This is a genomic window from Stenotrophomonas sp. TWI1183 (genome assembly GCF_039673115.1).
Taxonomy (GTDB): domain Bacteria; phylum Pseudomonadota; class Gammaproteobacteria; order Xanthomonadales; family Xanthomonadaceae; genus Stenotrophomonas; species Stenotrophomonas maltophilia_AA.
On the sequence record NZ_JBDJKZ010000009.1, the window covers coordinates 116,580 to 132,081 of the forward strand.

Here is a 15,502-nt window from a genome sequence, read left to right on the forward strand (position 1 = left end):
TGTGCGGGCGTTGACGGCACCGCGTGTGCCATTCGAACCGGATTCGGAGTTGCAATGTCTTTCCCCAAAACACCCGGCACGGGCACCCCGCCCATGCCGTCACGTCGCCTGTTCGTGCAGGGCGTGGCTGCCGGCGGCGTGGTCGCCGGAATCGCCGCCACCGGCCTGAGCCCGCGGGCGTTCGCCGCCGCCGGCCCCGGCCTGGTCGGCGCCCCGCAGGTGCTCAGCAGCCAGAACGTGCAGCTGAGCATCGGCGAATCGCTGGCCAACTTCACCGGCCGCACCCGCCCGGCGATCACCGTCAACGGCAGCCTGCCGGCACCGATCCTGCGCTGGCGCGAGGGCCAGACCGTCAGCATCCGGGTGGCCAATACGCTGCAGGGCCATCCCACCTCCATCCACTGGCACGGCCTGCTGCTCCCGGCCAACATGGATGGCGTGCCCGGCCTGAGCTTCAACGGCATCGCCCCCGGCGAGGCTTATCAGTACCGCTTCACCCTCAAGCAGTCGGGTACGTACTGGTACCACAGCCATTCCATGTTCCAGGAACAGGCCGGCCTGTACGGCGCGCTGATCATCGATCCGCTCGAGCCGGCGCCGTACCACTTCGACCGCGAGCACGTGATCCTGCTCTCGGACTGGACCGACATGGACCCCGGTGCGCTGTTCCGGCGCATGAAGAAACTCGCCGAGTACGACAACTACTACAAGCGCACCCTGCCCGACTTCCTGCGCGATGTGCGCAGGGACGGCTGGGCCGCGGCCACCGCCGATCGCGGCATGTGGGGCCGGATGCGGATGACGCCGACCGACATCTCCGACATCAACGCCCACACCTACACCTACCTGCTCAACGGCACCGCCCCGGCCGGCAACTGGACCGGGCTGTTCCGCAGTGGCGAGAAGGTGCTGCTGCGCTTCATCAACGGCGGTTCGATGACCTACTTCGACGTGCGCATCCCCGGGCTGAAAATGACCGTGGTCGCCGCCGATGGCCAGTACATCCACCCGGTCAGCATCGATGAATTCCGCATCGCCCCGGCTGAAACCTTCGACGTGATCGTCGAACCCAGCGGCCAGGACGCGTACACGATCTTCTGCCAGGACATGGGCCGCACCGGCTATGCCGCCGGCACGCTGGCGGTCCGCCACGGCCTGCAGGCGCCGATTCCCGAGCGCGACGCGCGCCCGCTGCTGACCATGAGCGACATGGGACATGACATGGGCCATGCCTCGAACGGGATGGCGGGCCACGACATGAAGGGCATGGAAGGCGGCTGCGGCGCCAGCATGGGCCACGGCGCGCACGGCGCCGATCCCAAGGCACCGCGTCACCCGGCCAGCGAAACGGGCAATCCGCTGGTGGACATGCAGAGCATGGCGACCGAGCCGAAACTGGATGACCCCGGCATCGGCCTGCGCGACAACGGCCGCGACGTGCTCACCTACGGCGCGATGCGCAGCCTGTTCGACGATCCCGATGGCCGCGAACCCGGCCGCGAGGTCGAGCTCCACCTGACCGGCCACATGGAGAAATTCAGCTGGTCCTTCGATGGCATTCCCTTTGCCAGCGCCGAACCGCTACGCCTGAACTACGGTGAGCGCATGCGCATCGTGCTGGTCAACGACACCATGATGCAGCACCCGATCCATCTGCACGGCGTGTGGAGCGATCTGGAAAATGCGGACGGCGAATTCCACCTGCGCAAGCACACCATCGACATGCCACCGGGCACCCGCCGCACGTATCGCGTGCGTGCCGACGCGCTCGGCCGTTGGGCCTACCACTGCCACCTGCTGTACCACATGGAAGCGGGCATGATGCGCGAAGTGAGGATCGAAGAATGAGCCGCTCTCCTCTCACCGCGACGTCGGCCTTGAGCACCGCCCTGCTGCTGGCATTGTCGGCACCGGCCTGGGCGCAGTCGCATGCTGGCCATGCCACGACGCCGACCGCAACCACGGCCGACACACCACCGGCAGATGGCGGCAACGTCGATCACAGCCAGATGGATCATTCGAAGATGGACCATGGCAGCACTGATCATAGCCAGATGGATCATTCGACGATGGACCATGGCAGCACTGATCACAGCCAGATGGACCATCCCACGATGGACCACGGCACGACCGATCACGGCAAGATGGACCATTCGAAGATGGACCACGCCGCGATGGGTCATGGCGTGCCGAAGGCGCCTGCGCCCACCGCGCCGCTCGAGCCGATTCCGGCCGTGACGGCCGCGGACCGCCTCGCCGCGTTCCCGCCGATCGACCACGGCGCGATGGAGCATGCGCCGGAGATCCACAGCATGCTGCTGCTCAACCGCCTCGAACACTGGGACGGTCAGCACGGCACCGGCCAGGCCTGGGAAGCCAGCGGCTGGGTGGGCGGCAACATCAACAGGCTATGGCTGCGCAGCGAAGGCGAGCGCAGCGACGGCCGCACCGAATCGGCCGATCTGGAAGTGATGTACGGCCGCAGCGTGTCGCCGTGGTGGGACGTGCTGGTCGGCGTGAAGCAGGATTTCCGTCCGGCCGATTCACGCACCTGGGCGGCGTTCGGCATCCAGGGATTGGCGCCGTACAAGTTCGAGACCTCGGCCATGGCCTATGTCGGCGAAAGCGGCCAGTTCGCGGCCACGGTGGAAGTGGAGTACGAGCTGCTGCTGACCAACCGCCTGATCCTGCAGCCGCTGGTGGAAGCCAGTTTCTCGGCCAAGGACGAGCCGGAGTATGGCAACGGTTCGGGCCTCAACAAGGTCGAAGCCGGGCTGCGCCTGCGCTACGAGTTCAGCCGCCGCTTCGCGCCTTACATCGGCATCAGCCATGAGCGGCTGTTCGGCGATACCGCTGATTACCACGAGGCGGCCGGCGAGCGCGCACGCGATACCCGCTGGGTGGCGGGCGTGCGGGTCTGGTTCTGATCCCGCAGCCGTGACAGGTTCCGGGTGCCGCAGGTACCCGGACCTCCTGCCGGTTGGAGCGATGGCGTAAGCTGCCGGCCCGATCTGCCTGCCTTGCGCCATGACGTTGACCCTCCGCCGCGCCACGCTTGCCGATGCCGATGCGCTCTCGGCGATCGCCATCGCCACCTATACCGAAACCTTCGGCGATTCCTACCCGCCGCAGGATCTGCGCGAATTTCTGGACCGTCACTACGCGGTCGAACCGCAACGCCGCGAACTGGCCGATCCGCGCAACGCAGCATGGCTGCTCGAGGATGGCGGCCGCGCGGTGGGCTATCTCGCGGCGGGGCCGAACGGGCTGCCACATGCCGAGGCCAGCGAGGGCGATATCGAGCTCAAACGCCTCTACCTGCTCGCCAGCCACCAGAGTGGCGGCCACGGCACGCGCCTGATGGACGCGTTCCTGGCCTGGCTCGATCAACCACGGCGGCGCACGCTGTGGGTTGGCGTGTGGTCCGAGAACCTGGGTGCGCAGCGCTTCTATGCGCGCTATGGCTGCAGCAAGGTGGGCGAATACCATTTCCCGGTCGGCGACAGCGTCGACCGGGAGTTCATCCTGCGCCGCGCCTGAGCGCCGCGCACGCGTGCATCAGAAGTCGAACAGGTCCGACAGGAAGCTCTCTTTCTTCTTCTTGCGGTAGCCGTGCTGATCGCCGTACGGCTGTTGGCCCAGGTGGCGGGTATCACGGTGCTGCACGGCAGCCGGCGGCGGCGGTGCGGCAGCGCGTACCGGAGCGGATGCAGGCGCGGCGGCACCGGCGGAGCGCTCGATGATCTTGTCCAGTTCGCCACGGTCCAGCCACACGCCACGGCACTGCGGGCAGTAGTCGATCTCGATGCCCTGGCGCTCGGACATCTGCAGCGCTTGGGTTTTGCATACGGGGCATTGCATGGGCGGTAATCCAAGGGGCAAAGCCGCACTCTAGCCGGTCATACCTGACCGTGGTGCAACGCGGCCATGACCGATGACCCCCCGACCTATGCCCCATGCTGCTGGCGAGGGAATCACGAACAATCCACGCCGTCCCTGGATATGGAGCGTCCCATGCCGTCCCTTCGCCTGCCGACCTGGCTGGCCGCCTGCGTGGTGGTGCTGACCCTGGCCGTGTCGATCAATCTGCGCGACCTCGCCGCGTGGCTGGGCACGCCGATTCCCAAGCTGCCGATCCCCTATGGCGGCGCCATCCTCGACAACGGCCTGGGCGTGCTGTTGGTGCTGGCCGTGGCTGCGCTGCTGCTGCGCCCCGGGCAACGCCTGCACGCACTGCTCGGGTTGCGCTGGAATGGCTGGCAGGGGCCGGGGCTGGCGCTGCTGGCCACGCTGCCCTGCTGGCTCGGCCTGTGGTGGCTGGGCGGAGTGAATCCCAGCCAGGATGTCCTCGCGCTGCTGATGCTCAGCGTGCTGTTCCCCTTCGCCGAGGAAATCATCTTCCGTGGCTTCGGCTTCATCTTCGCCCATCGCCAGCAGCGCTGGCCGTGGCTGGCCGCCTCGCTGGTACAGGCGGTGATCTTCGGTGCGATCCACTGGTGGTCGTTCGGCGGCGGCGGGGGCATGGCGCTGCAGGTGTTCGCCATCACCGGCATCGGCGGGCTGGTATTCGCCTGGCTCAACACCCTGGACGACTACACGCTGTGGAGCGGGCTGGCCCTGCATGTCTCGCTCAACCTGGCCTGGAACGTATTCGTGATCAGCGAGGCCACTGCGGTCGGTTGGCCGGCGACGGTGCTGCGCCTGTCGGCGGCGGGGTTGGCGGTCGGGCTGGTGTGGGCCTGGCACCGTCGACGCCGGCGGTCGGCGGCCGTTGCCTGAGCGCCGTGGGCGCTACGGGCGGTACGATCCCGCCCTCGATTCACCCGGCATTTGGTCGCCGTCGACGGTCTCCTCACCGGCGGCCCGCGATACTTGCGCGCCCCTCTCCGGGGGTAAGCAGGAACCACGCTCCATGTTGTTGTCCAAGCACCATCCCGAACCGCGCGTGCTGTTGATCGAAGACACCGAAGACACCCGCGAACTGAGCCGCATGGCGCTGGAAAGCCAGGCCTGCGAGGTCGTTGCGGTCAGCTCCGCCGAAGCCGCCCTCGGCCTGCTGCAGGCCGGCGAGCGCTTCGATCTGGTGTTCACCGATGTCTGCCTGGGCGAAGTGAGCGGCATCGAGGCGGCGCATCGGGTCAAGCAGGAACAGCCCGGTCTGCCGGTGCTGGTCACCTCGGGCCTGGAGCCCTCCGTCGTGGTGCCGCAGCTCGGCCCAGGCATGCATTTCCTGCCCAAGCCCTACACCATGAGCGAACTGCTCGACGCGATCCGTGCCTGCTTCCAGCACCCGTTGGCGGCCTGCGCCTGAGGCGACCTACCTGCGGGGCGACCTTCATCCGGATTTCATGTGCGCGTGCCCATCGTCGGTACCAGGGAACGGGGGTTTCCCGCTTCCCATACGATGCGACGCGCTCCTTTTCCCTGCCGGAATCGACGACATGCTCTTCCGCATGCTGCTGGCCACGCCCCTGCTGTTGATGCTGCCGTTGGAAAACGCGCGCGCGGACGACTTCGTCACCTGCGAGAGCCGCGACAACCGCTATCAGTCCTGCACCCTGCCCCGCGCGGGCTACGTCACCCTGGACCGCAAGCTGTCCGGTGCGGACTGCCGCCAGGGCCGCACCTGGGACTACGACCGCCGCGAGGTCTGGGTCGATGATGGCTGCCGCGCCTCGTTCCGGGTGCATGGCGGCAGCGATCGCGATGACCGCCATGACGATGACAACCACGACGCCAAGGTCGCCGCCGGCGTGCTGATCGGCGCGGCGATTCTCGGCGCGTTGGCCCACAACGCCAACAAGGATGACGCGCGCTACGACGACGAAAACTACCAGGGCGCCCGCCACACGTCCTATGTGCCCGACTGGATGGTCGGCGAGTTCGAGGGCTACAACCCGACCTTCAACGCCGACATCCGCATGCGCATCGACAGCGACGGCCGCATGAGCGCACAGACACGCGGGCAGTCGTTGAACGGCTGGGTCAATGGCGGCCAGCTCAACGTCGGCAGCAGCGTGTTCGACATCAGCCAGAGCCGCGACGGCTTCGTCACCACCGAAGTGGGCGACCGGCAGAACGAGGTGCGCTACCGCCGCGTGCGCTGAGCAACACGGCGGCGCCCGCCCCTACCTGGCAACCTGGCACTGCAGCGTGGTGCCGTAGAACTCCAGCGTGGTCTGGTCGTTGTGGGTCCGCAGGTCCACGCCTTCGCGCCCCCAGCGACCGCCATTGTTTTCCTCGCGGGTGACCGGCACCGGGAACACGATGGCCTGGTCATTGCCCCAGCTGATCACGGCCGCAGTGGGATCGATGTCGTTGTAGAACACCGCGGTCACCGGCTTGCTGTTGTCATCGCAGCGGTACTCGACTTTGGCCGGCACCTGGATGCCGCCGCCGTTGATGGTCAGCTCGACCAGACGCGTCTGGTAGGACTCCACCAGGCAACGGTGCGGATCCACCGCACGCGAACAGGCATCGCGGCCTTTGATCCAGCCACGCTGCTCGGCCGCGATGTCCAGCTCATCCGGGCTGGTCTGCACGCGCTTGTAGAGCGCGGCCAGCTGGCGGTCCAGCGCGGCCAGGCGTGCGTCGCCACACACCTGCTGCTCGGCCTCGGACTGCGCCTTGGCACAATCGAACGACGGCGGCTGCAGGGTCGGGCTGGCGGGTGCGGTGGGCGCGCTGGCAGCGGCGGCCGACGTGGCCGGCGCGGAAGGCTCTGCCGGCGTCGCGGTATCGGACGGCGCCGGCTTGGAACAGGCCGCGAGCGCAAGCGCCCCCACACCCAGCAGGACGAAACGGTTCATGGCACCTCCAACAACGATCAACGAATGACTGGCTATTGTGCCCCCGTAACCGGTTCTGCGGTGTGCACAGGCAGACCGCTCACGGCCCACGCCTGGATCTCTGTTCACCGTCATTCGAGGACAACCGAATGCCGGGCACCCACAGGATGCCCGGGCAACGCATGTTGCGCACCGGGTTGCCGCCCTGCCCCGAGTCACCTACGCTCCATGCCCGAATCGATCCAAGGACCATGCCCCGGATGAGTGGCAGCCCGTTTTCTTCTCTCACGCGACGACTGGCATGGCCGGCGCGTGCGCCTGCACGGACACCGCTGGGCGCGGCCCTCCTCGTGATGTTGCTGGTCGCCTCACCCGCACGTGCCGATGACATACCGCCGCAGTTCATGGCGCAGTACGAAGCCACGCGCGACTACCTGCAACTGCTGCAGCAAGCCGACGCCGACAACGCACCGGAGCAGCTCGACAGCCCACGCGCCATGCAGCTGCTGGCGGCGGTGACCAACAAGACCGACGTCCTGGCGCCGGACTACGCGACGGCGGACCTGGGTCTGCTGACCAACGCGTGCCAGTACGGCGTAACGCTGTCCACCCGGTTGATGCAGTTCGGCATGGGTGCGATGCCAGCAGCCGTGCTCCTCCATTCCGGCGAGCAGGCCCGCCAAGGCAACCGCAACGCCGAGCGCTTCCAGGCACAGCTGGGCCTGCTGCTGCCGTACCTGCTGCAGTGCGGTGCACGGATGCAGCCACTGGTGGATACGTGGCTGACCGTTGCAACGCCCGAAGAGCTCGCCGGTTTGGGACCGGGCGGCACCGACACCCTTCGCCGCAATGCGCAACGCCAGTATCTGGAGATGCTGGAGGTGATGCGTGCCCAGCCGGCGGGCAGCACGCTGAAGCGGACCCTGGTCCGCGCGCTGGCGGAAACGGCGGCGCCTTACGCGCAGATGCTGCAGCTTGAGCAACGGCAGCCAGTGCGTGACGCGTTGAAGGACGCGCTGGAACAGGTGGACCCAAGCGACGTTCCGCTCCTGCAGCAGGCCATTGCCGGGTTCAGCGGCGACCGTTGCGGCACACTCTGCCGATCCTGATACGGCCAGCGGCGATCAGACACCGCCTCTCGGTCAACGACGTGCGCTGACATACGTTCCCGACCGCACACCGTGCACTCATCGCGGCAACGTAGCGGCCTGTCGATCAGCGTCACCTCCGCACGCTGGATCCGGCCCGCGCTGGTGGTATACGAAAATGTGGATTTCACACCCGAAGACGACGGCATTCCCTGATGAACATCGACGATGTTCTGCGGAATCATCCAAGTCGCCAGCCTTGGACATTAAAAACGGGAACGCACATGAAATCCGCACTTGTCACTTTACTGATCGCCCTGCTCTCTTCAACAGGGACATCATCGACGGCGTCGGCCGCCGGATCGTCGCCCCACCTGTCTACAGTCGTTGTCTCGACGCGGACATACGCCAGTGAGGACGCACACGCCGCGGAGCTACTCGACTGGATTGCGACGGTCTCTCCGGACCACGCTCCCATGGGGCGGGGAACGGTCACCACCGAGAGAATGCAACTGTTCGCTGATGGGCTGTCTAACACCCTCTCCAGCACGCCCCAGCCGCCCGGCAGGCTCCCGGAGAGAGGCATCCCGGGAGAGGAGTACAAGGTCGAAAACACGCTTCCCGATGGCACGCTCCAGTCCTGGACCTACAGGTGGGTTCAGCCTCGTACGGGTCACGGAGGCGGATGGAGCCTGACGGGATATGAGTACAGGAAGGGAGAGCATTTCCAGACACGTCCAAGGTAGAGCCCTGATGTAGACCCGGAACGCCCTCGGCAACTGCCTCCGTGTGGTGTTCCATTTCGACATGAGACGACCCTGACCCGATGCTCATCCCAGTGCGACCCCCGCGTAACAGCGCCAGGTCCACGCTGGGGTTGCGACATCACGTCGCCTTGGAGTCACACCATGTCCAACATGCAGAACAACGAAAACAACGTCAAGAATGCCGCTGCAGCGCAGAAAGGCCCGCAATCCGAACAGGATCGCAAGGACGCGCAAGCCAAGCAGCAGAAGCAGGAACAGGACACCAAGAACGCCCCTGACGCGGGCAACAAGCCGCAGCAGAAGTAGTTCGTCTGCCGCATGGTGGGGCTGCGCATCCGCGCAGCCCTCACATGCAGGCGGCGAGCTGGCGCACTCGGCGCGCCCTCGCACCCTTCAACTTCTAGCGCCCTTCACTCTCTTGCATCCTTCACTACGAAGCTCATTCGCGACGCTGTCGATTCGCGACGCTGCGCATGAGCGTGCTTCTTTGAAGGTGTTGGTTTCGGTGTGGATTTCGGTGTGTGTTACTACACATCCCGGCCCCGCAGGTCATCTACCTCTTGGCGCATGTCGTCCCAACCGAGCCGCGTCTCCAGCAGCATGCCGTTGAGCGTTCGTCGCGCATGTGCCGTCAGTGCGCCATCGCGCGCGGCCACTTCCAGTGCCCTTACCAGACGCGCTTCAGCTGCCTGGCTCTCGCTGGCGTACTGGATGCCCGCATCCCCAAGTACGGTACCCAACCTGCCGAAGCCGCCACGGAGGCTGCCAGCCAAGGTACCGTGGCGTGCGGGATGGCCACCGGCGTCGCGCACCAGCCGCGTGACCCCATCGATGACCTGCATTTTCGCTGCGGCCATCCGCATCATCAACGCGTTCAACTGCGGATCCTGCGTCCCGTCGGCGACGGCTCTGGCGTAGATGTCGTGGCCATCGCGCGCGATGCCGATGATCTGGTTGAGTTCGCGTATCGCGTGGCCGGATTGGACGGTACTCATCACACCGCTCCGTGGGATCGTGGGCCCACTGTGGCCGGGTATGGCCTGATCGTGCGCGCGTCGTGGGGACGGTGGCGTGATGCGACACCGGGGCTTCCGGCGGCCACGCGCATTGGCTACGATCGACCGGAGTCGATCGCACACACGATCCCGTCACCCTTGCCCCGTACGGGCATGCCGGGGTCGCAAGGAGGCTGTATGGCAGGGATGAGGGGCACTGTATTCATGCTCGCGATGCTGGGTGTCGCCGCACCGGGGGCATCCGTTGCCGCGCCGGCATTCGATCGCAGTGCCTGGCAGGGCGACCATGTGGCGCTCAAGCGCGCCTTGGAGCAGGACTACGCGCATCTGGCATGGGCCGCCTCGCCACAAAGCGGCGTGGACCTTCCCGCACTGGATGCCGCGGCGCGGCGTGCGCTCGCTGAAGCACGTACGGATACGCAGGCGCGCCAAGCCCTGCGCACTTTCCTGGCCGGGTTCCAGGATGGTCACCTCAGCCTGCTCGACCCGCTTGAACAGGCGCCCGACGCGGCCTCGCCCACTGTCGTCGACCCCCGCACGCTGGGCGCGAGCGCAGGGTGTGCCGCGCTCGGCATGGCCGATGAAGGCCGGCACGATTTCAGCCTGCCGCTGGAAACGCTGGCCGGTTACCACCCCCTCAACGACGACGCCGATCCTGTGCTGCGCGCCGGCATTCTCGCGCTGCCGGATGGGCACACGATCGGGCTGCTGCGCCTGCATGAGTTCGATGCCCTGCGCTATCCGGGCCTCTGCCACGCGCTGTGGCCACAACTGCGGCATGCGGACTCCACCGACGACATGCGCGGCACCCTGGCCCGTGGCTGGGTCGCGGTGATCGCCGCCAGCCTGCGGCGTTTCCAACAGGACGGGGTGGACGCCGTGCTGGTGGACGTCGGCGACAACCCGGGCGGCGACGACAGTGGCGATACGCTGGCGCGGCTGTTCACCCCGCGGCCGGTTGCCTCGGCCGTGCTCCAGGTCAGCCAGTCCCCGGCCGGGAAGCCCTATCTGGACGAACAATACGCGCGGCTGGACGACGCACTGCGCAATCACCGCCCCAACGCCGTGGCGCGCAGGCTGCTCACTACAGAGCGGCAAGCATTCCAGGCGTCGCGGCAGGCCGCGGCACTGCCGGCCTGCGATCTGTCCTGGGCCTGGCGGGTGCAGCACGACTGGAACGGCCCAACATGCCGGCGCCTGGTGCCTGCAGGTACCTCCGGCGGCCCGTTGCCGAGCGCTGCCGTGGACACCCTCGATGATTTCCTCATCGCGCACCGCCTGGATTGGTCACAGGATGTGCGCGAGCACTGGAGCGCCTGGAAAGGCCCGGTATATGTACTCACCAATGCGAAGACGGCGTCCTCCGCCGAGATGTTCGCAGCGCGGATGCAGGACAACCACATCGCCCGCATCGTCGGGACGCACAGCGGAGGGTACGGCTGCGGCTTCATGAGTGCGCAGGCGATGCCTGAACTACCCCATTCGCATCTGCGCCTGCGCGTTCCGAACTGCGTGCGCCTGCGTGCCGATGGCAGTGACGAGGTGGCCGGCATCCGCCCGGACCTGCCGGTCGCGCCGCGTCGTGGCGAAGGCGCACGGTCCCGCGCGCAGCGCCTGATCGATACGCTCATCGCCGACAGCGCCGACAGCGCGCTGCATTGAGCCCGGACCGCGGCGAAGCGGGCGCATAGGCAGGCACACGATGGAGCGCCGCTACACTGTGCACGCTGCAGGATCCGCAGCCTTCGGCATCGCCTGTCCCATGGAAAGAAGCTACTTCGCCACCCTGCTCGCCCTGATCCTTCATCAGATCGACGCCGCGTTCTGGCGTGAGTGGGAGATGTTCCTGCTGCCCGGTGGCGTGCAGGGCTTTCTGGTCTTCAACCTGCTGGCCGTCGGCGTGGTACTGCTCGGCTACCGCCACGTGCTGCTGCAGACCCGCAAGGCGCGTGGCTTTGCGATGGTCTGCGCGGTGCTGGGCATCGCGACGTTCCTCATCCACCTCGGCTTCGCCATGTTCGGCCACCGCACTTTCCACCTGCCGTTGTCGATGACGGTGATCGCGGCCTGCCTGGTCTCGGCGATGTGCCTGTTGCGCTCGCTGCGCACCGTTGCGCGGATGCCCACCCGCACCTGACCGACGCTTGGGAGGCACTGCGTCGGTGTCGGTCACAGGTGTGGAACCGGCCAGGCCGTCCGACCTGCCGGCGTGCCAATGCCGAGCGCGCAGCAGCACGCCAAACAGGGACAGCACCGTCGCAAAGACGGCGGCGGTCTGCAGGACATCGATCACCAGTGCCATTGCGGTGCTCCGGATCGACCGCCGGCATGCACGCGTTCTCCGGGAGGCGGCATGTCGTGCTTAAGGTCGGGAGGTATAGCGTGCACGTCCGGGCGATGGACAGGCATCGGTCCTTGCCCTGCTGCGCCTCGGTGAAACGCGCAACGCGATGTGATACAGCTCCGTAGTGCCCTTCCTGGCCACGGTCAACGGCAGCCCGCGCTGCCAGTTCGACTTGCCGACCCGAGTGTCTTCCGCCCGCCGCATGCTGGCGTACTACCGCAGCAGCAAGCTCACGGTAGGGATCAGGGCACAAAGCAGGTTCCCAGGGCAATTGCATTCCGCATGCGTTTGATTTCTTCCGCATGCGGGACAGGTACGGATACTTTTCAACGCGTGAGGCATCCATGGCTGCAGCTAGTCGTCGGAGTTATGAATGCCACTCCTGAGTTCCTGACAACGTTTAGCCAAAATCCTGCCTCCGTCACTATCTGAAGTGATGGAGCCGTCATGCAGCAGAGGAAAAACCTCGCGTCTTACCAAGTACGCAGTCTCTGAGGATTTTCGCGTCGCCTCGTCCGCGCCGTCCATCAACGGGGCGCCGGGTAAGGCGGATGCCGGAATTGATCCGATCACCTCAAGCTGTGCACATAACCCAGCGTAGTAGGCAGTGTACTCATCTCCGCCCCGCGGGTCATTCGCCAGGATGCCAAGCGCGTGATAAGACTCATGCGCGACCAAATCCACCAAGTTACCGTCGTATCTATTGCGCGCGCTGAAGTCAGCTGTCGCTAATGTTACGTGAATCGAGTTGATCACGAGGCTACGCCTCTTTACGTATATCGAGTGCCCTTCCGGGACGACAATGATGGAATACTTGGCGCTGCGCCCTGGAAACCAATGCTCTGCCTCTCTGGCTGCAGAGCTGACGTTAAGGCATGTGCTTTCAAGGTCGGAGATGGAAGCGCCGTAGTGTTCGACCCTAATGTCATGCGACACAGATCTGCATTTCGTGATGACCGGCTTTTTTGATACAGCAATCGCACCGGGAACATACGTTTCGTTTTCCAGATAGATCCAACCGCCAGATTTCCAAGATGTGAGGGCTGTAAAGCCGGCTGGTGACACCTGTGGAGGCACGCTTCGAGGTTGCGAACCGCAGGCTGAGAGCAGAGGGAATAGCAAAGACAACACGAGCGTTCGCCATTGCATACAGAGGCCCAATAGTTCTCTACCAAGATCAAGTAATACCAGGCATTTCGCGATTGACAAGCTCCACCGCTAGCACCGGTAACGAGATGTGGGGGTAACTGATCGTGGATCATATCCAGCGTCGCCGATGCAAGATAAAGCCGGCATTCTTGTCAGAATATACCCACTCTTCAAACACTGGAGCTGAGTCCATCAGGGGGGCGCAGCTTACCTTCGCGAATTCTCCGTCGCTGCATTCCATCTCTTGTCACTGTCTTCCAGGCCTGTCTGCTCAGACGTCTAATCTACTGAAAAGAGTCACGCCTCATAGCTTGAGAAGAGCCTGGTGCGAAATTCGCCGTGCCGTTTTCCTGGGCGTTCAGTAGCGTGCTGTAGGAAGACCGGCGGACACGCAGGTAGTCGCCCTTGCGCAATCGAGCGGACTTTGCGGCCAGCGCGGTAGACACCTTCCGTTCCGGCCACAAGAGGCCTCGCACTGCGTCATGGATCACAAAACACGCGCGCCAACGGTCAGCGGACTCGTCGTGCTCGAGCGTCACCGTGGGATCGAGGCGCAGCGCGCGAGCAACCCGCCGGCACGCCGGCCACGCGTCCGCGCGGGTCGCCACGGCCACGAGGAAGTCCTTCGCCACCCTGACGCGCATCAGCCCAGCGACAGGTTTTCAGGAGACACAAAAAAGGCGCCCATCGGGCGCCTAAGTTGTTGATGCAGTGGTGGGCCGTGATGGATTCGAACCATCGACCAAAAGATTAAAAGTCTTCTGCTCTACCAACTGAGCTAACGGCCCATTGCATCCCCGACGTGACGCCGGGGGTGCGCATTCTAACGCATCTTGGCGCTCATGCGTACCCGTCCGGCATCACGCGTAGTGGGTCGGGTCCGGCACGCCGGCCTCCGTGAACCCCTGCGCACGCAGGCGGCAGGCGTCGCAGTGACCACAGGCGCGGCCCTGGTCGTCGGCGTTGTAGCAGGACACGGTCAAGCCGAAATCCACGCCCAGGCGGACGCCTTCACGCACGATGTCGGCCTTGCTCAGGAACTGCAGCGGGGCGTGGACCTGGATGCCGGCACCTTCCACGCCCGCCTTGGTGGCCAGGTTGGCCAGCGCCTGGAACGCCTGGATGAATTCGGGGCGGCAATCCGGGTAACCGGAGTAATCCACCGCATTGACGCCGCAGAAGATGTCATTGGCGCCCAGCACTTCGGCCCAGCCCAGCGCGACGGACAACATGATGGTGTTGCGCGCCGGCACGTAGGTGACCGGGATGCCCTCGCCGCCCGCTTCGGGGACGTCGATGTCGTCGGTCAGCGCGGAACCGCCGATGCTGCGCAGATCGATGTTGACGGTCTTGTGGGCGACCACGCCCAGCGCGCTGGCGACCGCCGCGGCGGCATCGAGCTCGGAGGTGTGGCGCTGGCCGTAGCGCACGCTGAGGGCGTGGACGGCGAAGCCCTGTTCGCGGGCCATGGCGACGACGGCGGCGGAGTCCATGCCGCCGGACAGGAGGACGACTGCTTTTTTCATGGGGTGTTTCCGGTGGTTTGCGGGGGACCAGCACGCTGTCCCGCGCCGGGTACATCAGGGTACGTCGAGACGGAGTTACCTTCCGGGCTCGTCGTCCCAAAGCAGCTTGTGCAGCTGCATCTGGAAGCGGACCGGCAGGCGGTCGGCGACGATCCAGTCGGCCAGTTCGCGCGGGCTGACCTCGCTCTTGCTCGGCGAGAACAGCACCATGCTGCGCTCGTTGAGCCGGTGCTCGCGGACCATGCCGCGGGCCCATTCGTAATCCTCGCGGCTGCACAGGACGAACTTGATCTGGTCGCGCCTGGTCAGCAGCGGCAGATTCTCCAGGCGGTTGCGGGCCATCTCGCCGGAGCCGGGGGTTTTCAGGTCGACCACCCGCGAGACGCGCGGATCCACGCCGCTGACATCCAGCGCACCGGAGGTCTCCAGCGAGACGTCCAGGCCGGCGTCGCAGAGCTTCTCCAGCAGCACCAGGCAGCGCTTCTGCGCCAGCGGCTCGCCACCGGTCACGCAGACGTGGTGGACGCCCTGGGCCAGCACTTCTTCCACGATCGCGTCGATGTCCCACCAGGTGCCGCCATGGAAGGCGTAGGCGGTATCGCAATAGGTGCAGCGCAGCGGGCAGCCGGTCAGGCGCACGAACACGGTCGGCCAACCGGCGGTATCGGCTTCGCCCTGCAGGGACAGGAAGATCTCGGTGATCTTCAGTCGCGGCAGCGGGGACTGCACGATCTCACTGGGGAGAGCGGCGGCAGCGGACAGGGTCGTGGTCATGGCGGTGATTCTTGGGGGACGGCTTCGGAAACGACAACAGCCGGGCATGG

General features: G+C 65.8%; 16 protein-coding genes and 1 tRNA gene. 11 read left to right on the plus strand and 6 right to left on the minus strand.

The features are described 5' to 3' along the window. Nucleotides 1-54 precede the first annotated feature (54 nt). From ABE434_RS10710 to ABE434_RS10720, 3 genes are all read left to right on the plus strand, one after another. Complete coding sequence (locus tag ABE434_RS10710; RefSeq protein WP_346478816.1) at nucleotides 55-1,848, plus strand: copper resistance system multicopper oxidase; 1,794 nt, start codon at nucleotides 55-57, stop codon at nucleotides 1,846-1,848. Further along, the gene (locus tag ABE434_RS10715) at nucleotides 1,845-2,927 is read left to right on the plus strand and encodes a copper resistance protein B (RefSeq protein ID WP_346478817.1); all 1,083 of its coding nucleotides are present in this window, start codon (nucleotides 1,845-1,847) and stop codon (nucleotides 2,925-2,927) included. The genes ABE434_RS10710 and ABE434_RS10715 overlap by 4 nt, the downstream gene beginning before the upstream one ends. Nucleotides 2,928-3,027: 100 nt before the next feature. Then, nucleotides 3,028-3,540, plus strand: a complete 513-nt coding sequence (locus tag ABE434_RS10720; protein ID WP_346478818.1) for a GNAT family N-acetyltransferase — start codon at nucleotides 3,028-3,030, stop codon at nucleotides 3,538-3,540. Between the two features lie 18 nt (nucleotides 3,541-3,558). Here ABE434_RS10720 and ABE434_RS10725 read toward each other — a convergent pair whose 3' ends face one another. Then, the gene (locus tag ABE434_RS10725; RefSeq protein WP_179460279.1) at nucleotides 3,559-3,861 is read right to left on the minus strand and encodes a zf-TFIIB domain-containing protein; all 303 of its coding nucleotides are present in this window, start codon (nucleotides 3,859-3,861) and stop codon (nucleotides 3,559-3,561) included. 153 nt (nucleotides 3,862-4,014) lie between these two features. Here ABE434_RS10725 and ABE434_RS10730 point away from each other — a divergent pair, with 153 nt between their 5' ends. The 3 genes from ABE434_RS10730 (at nucleotide 4,015) to ABE434_RS10740 (ending at nucleotide 6,107) form a co-directional block, all read left to right on the plus strand. After that, entirely contained in the window at nucleotides 4,015-4,779 is a 765-nt protein-coding gene (locus ABE434_RS10730; RefSeq protein ID WP_346478819.1) for a CPBP family intramembrane glutamic endopeptidase, read from the plus strand. A gap of 133 nt (nucleotides 4,780-4,912) precedes the next feature. After that, nucleotides 4,913-5,311, plus strand: coding sequence for a response regulator (locus ABE434_RS10735; RefSeq protein WP_176988434.1), 399 nt, complete (start codon nucleotides 4,913-4,915; stop codon nucleotides 5,309-5,311). 130 nt (nucleotides 5,312-5,441) lie between these two features. After that, nucleotides 5,442-6,107, plus strand: a complete 666-nt coding sequence (locus ABE434_RS10740; protein ID WP_346478820.1) for a DUF3011 domain-containing protein — start codon at nucleotides 5,442-5,444, stop codon at nucleotides 6,105-6,107. Between the two features lie 21 nt (nucleotides 6,108-6,128). On the opposite strand, the gene ABE434_RS10745 is transcribed toward ABE434_RS10740, so the two are convergent. Further along, on the minus strand, nucleotides 6,129-6,809 hold the full coding sequence (locus ABE434_RS10745) for a lysozyme inhibitor LprI family protein (protein WP_346478821.1): 681 nt from the start codon (nucleotides 6,807-6,809) through the stop codon (nucleotides 6,129-6,131). Nucleotides 6,810-7,048: 239 nt separating this feature from the next. Here ABE434_RS10745 and ABE434_RS10750 point away from each other — a divergent pair, with 239 nt between their 5' ends. From ABE434_RS10750 to ABE434_RS10760, 3 genes are all read left to right on the plus strand, one after another. Next, nucleotides 7,049-7,897 (plus strand): hypothetical protein, encoded by an 849-nt coding sequence (locus ABE434_RS10750; protein ID WP_346478822.1) that lies wholly within the window; start codon nucleotides 7,049-7,051, stop codon nucleotides 7,895-7,897. Nucleotides 7,898-8,160: 263 nt separating this feature from the next. Then, nucleotides 8,161-8,622: a hypothetical protein gene (locus ABE434_RS10755; RefSeq protein ID WP_346478823.1), complete on the plus strand. Its 462-nt coding sequence runs from the start codon at nucleotides 8,161-8,163 to the stop codon at nucleotides 8,620-8,622. Nucleotides 8,623-8,784: 162 nt separating this feature from the next. After that, nucleotides 8,785-8,949, plus strand: coding sequence for a hypothetical protein (locus tag ABE434_RS10760; RefSeq protein ID WP_183073690.1), 165 nt, complete (start codon nucleotides 8,785-8,787; stop codon nucleotides 8,947-8,949). A 221-nt stretch (nucleotides 8,950-9,170) separates the two neighbouring features. On the opposite strand, the gene ABE434_RS10765 is transcribed toward ABE434_RS10760, so the two are convergent. Continuing rightward, nucleotides 9,171-9,638: a PA2169 family four-helix-bundle protein gene (locus ABE434_RS10765; protein ID WP_346478824.1), complete on the minus strand. Its 468-nt coding sequence runs from the start codon at nucleotides 9,636-9,638 to the stop codon at nucleotides 9,171-9,173. A 207-nt stretch (nucleotides 9,639-9,845) separates the two neighbouring features. On the opposite strand from ABE434_RS10765, the gene ABE434_RS10770 reads away from it, so the two are divergent. Both ABE434_RS10770 and ABE434_RS10775 read left to right on the plus strand, forming a co-directional pair. After that, nucleotides 9,846-11,321, plus strand: coding sequence for a S41 family peptidase (locus ABE434_RS10770; RefSeq protein ID WP_346478825.1), 1,476 nt, complete (start codon nucleotides 9,846-9,848; stop codon nucleotides 11,319-11,321). Between the two features lie 100 nt (nucleotides 11,322-11,421). After that, complete coding sequence (locus ABE434_RS10775; protein WP_346478826.1) at nucleotides 11,422-11,796, plus strand: DUF6713 family protein; 375 nt, start codon at nucleotides 11,422-11,424, stop codon at nucleotides 11,794-11,796. A 2,068-nt stretch (nucleotides 11,797-13,864) separates the two neighbouring features. On the opposite strand, the gene ABE434_RS10780 is transcribed toward ABE434_RS10775, so the two are convergent. The 3 genes from ABE434_RS10780 to queE form a co-directional block, all read right to left on the minus strand. Then, a tRNA-Lys gene (locus ABE434_RS10780) sits at nucleotides 13,865-13,940 on the minus strand. A gap of 72 nt (nucleotides 13,941-14,012) precedes the next feature. Then, a complete protein-coding gene (gene queC / locus ABE434_RS10785; RefSeq protein WP_176988424.1) occupies nucleotides 14,013-14,678 on the minus strand; it encodes a 7-cyano-7-deazaguanine synthase QueC in 666 nt (221 codons plus the stop codon). 75 nt (nucleotides 14,679-14,753) lie between these two features. Beyond that, entirely contained in the window at nucleotides 14,754-15,452 is a 699-nt protein-coding gene (gene queE, locus ABE434_RS10790) for a 7-carboxy-7-deazaguanine synthase QueE (RefSeq protein ID WP_176988423.1), read from the minus strand. Nucleotides 15,453-15,502 lie beyond the last annotated feature (50 nt).

Excerpts from the sequence above, each read along its gene's own strand:
- queE (WP_176988423.1), bottom strand. The coding sequence starts at position 15,452 with ATGACCACGACCCTGTCCGCTGCCGCCGCTCTCCCCAGTGAGATCGTG.
- ABE434_RS10715 (WP_346478817.1), top strand. The coding sequence starts at position 1,845 with ATGAGCCGCTCTCCTCTCACCGCGACGTCGGCCTTGAGCACCGCCCTG.
- ABE434_RS10750 (WP_346478822.1), top strand. The coding sequence starts at position 7,049 with ATGAGTGGCAGCCCGTTTTCTTCTCTCACGCGACGACTGGCATGGCCG.
- ABE434_RS10735 (WP_176988434.1), top strand. The coding sequence starts at position 4,913 with ATGTTGTTGTCCAAGCACCATCCCGAACCGCGCGTGCTGTTGATCGAA.
- ABE434_RS10760 (WP_183073690.1), top strand. The coding sequence starts at position 8,785 with ATGTCCAACATGCAGAACAACGAAAACAACGTCAAGAATGCCGCTGCA.
- ABE434_RS10725 (WP_179460279.1), bottom strand. The coding sequence starts at position 3,861 with ATGCAATGCCCCGTATGCAAAACCCAAGCGCTGCAGATGTCCGAGCGC.
- ABE434_RS10765 (WP_346478824.1), bottom strand. The coding sequence starts at position 9,638 with ATGAGTACCGTCCAATCCGGCCACGCGATACGCGAACTCAACCAGATC.
- ABE434_RS10720 (WP_346478818.1), top strand. The coding sequence starts at position 3,028 with ATGACGTTGACCCTCCGCCGCGCCACGCTTGCCGATGCCGATGCGCTC.
- ABE434_RS10740 (WP_346478820.1), top strand. The coding sequence starts at position 5,442 with ATGCTCTTCCGCATGCTGCTGGCCACGCCCCTGCTGTTGATGCTGCCG.
- ABE434_RS10745 (WP_346478821.1), bottom strand. The coding sequence starts at position 6,809 with ATGAACCGTTTCGTCCTGCTGGGTGTGGGGGCGCTTGCGCTCGCGGCC.
- ABE434_RS10710 (WP_346478816.1), top strand. The coding sequence starts at position 55 with ATGTCTTTCCCCAAAACACCCGGCACGGGCACCCCGCCCATGCCGTCA.
- ABE434_RS10730 (WP_346478819.1), top strand. The coding sequence starts at position 4,015 with ATGCCGTCCCTTCGCCTGCCGACCTGGCTGGCCGCCTGCGTGGTGGTG.
- ABE434_RS10770 (WP_346478825.1), top strand. The coding sequence starts at position 9,846 with ATGAGGGGCACTGTATTCATGCTCGCGATGCTGGGTGTCGCCGCACCG.
- ABE434_RS10775 (WP_346478826.1), top strand. The coding sequence starts at position 11,422 with ATGGAAAGAAGCTACTTCGCCACCCTGCTCGCCCTGATCCTTCATCAG.
- ABE434_RS10755 (WP_346478823.1), top strand. The coding sequence starts at position 8,161 with ATGAAATCCGCACTTGTCACTTTACTGATCGCCCTGCTCTCTTCAACA.
- queC (WP_176988424.1), bottom strand. The coding sequence starts at position 14,678 with ATGAAAAAAGCAGTCGTCCTCCTGTCCGGCGGCATGGACTCCGCCGCC.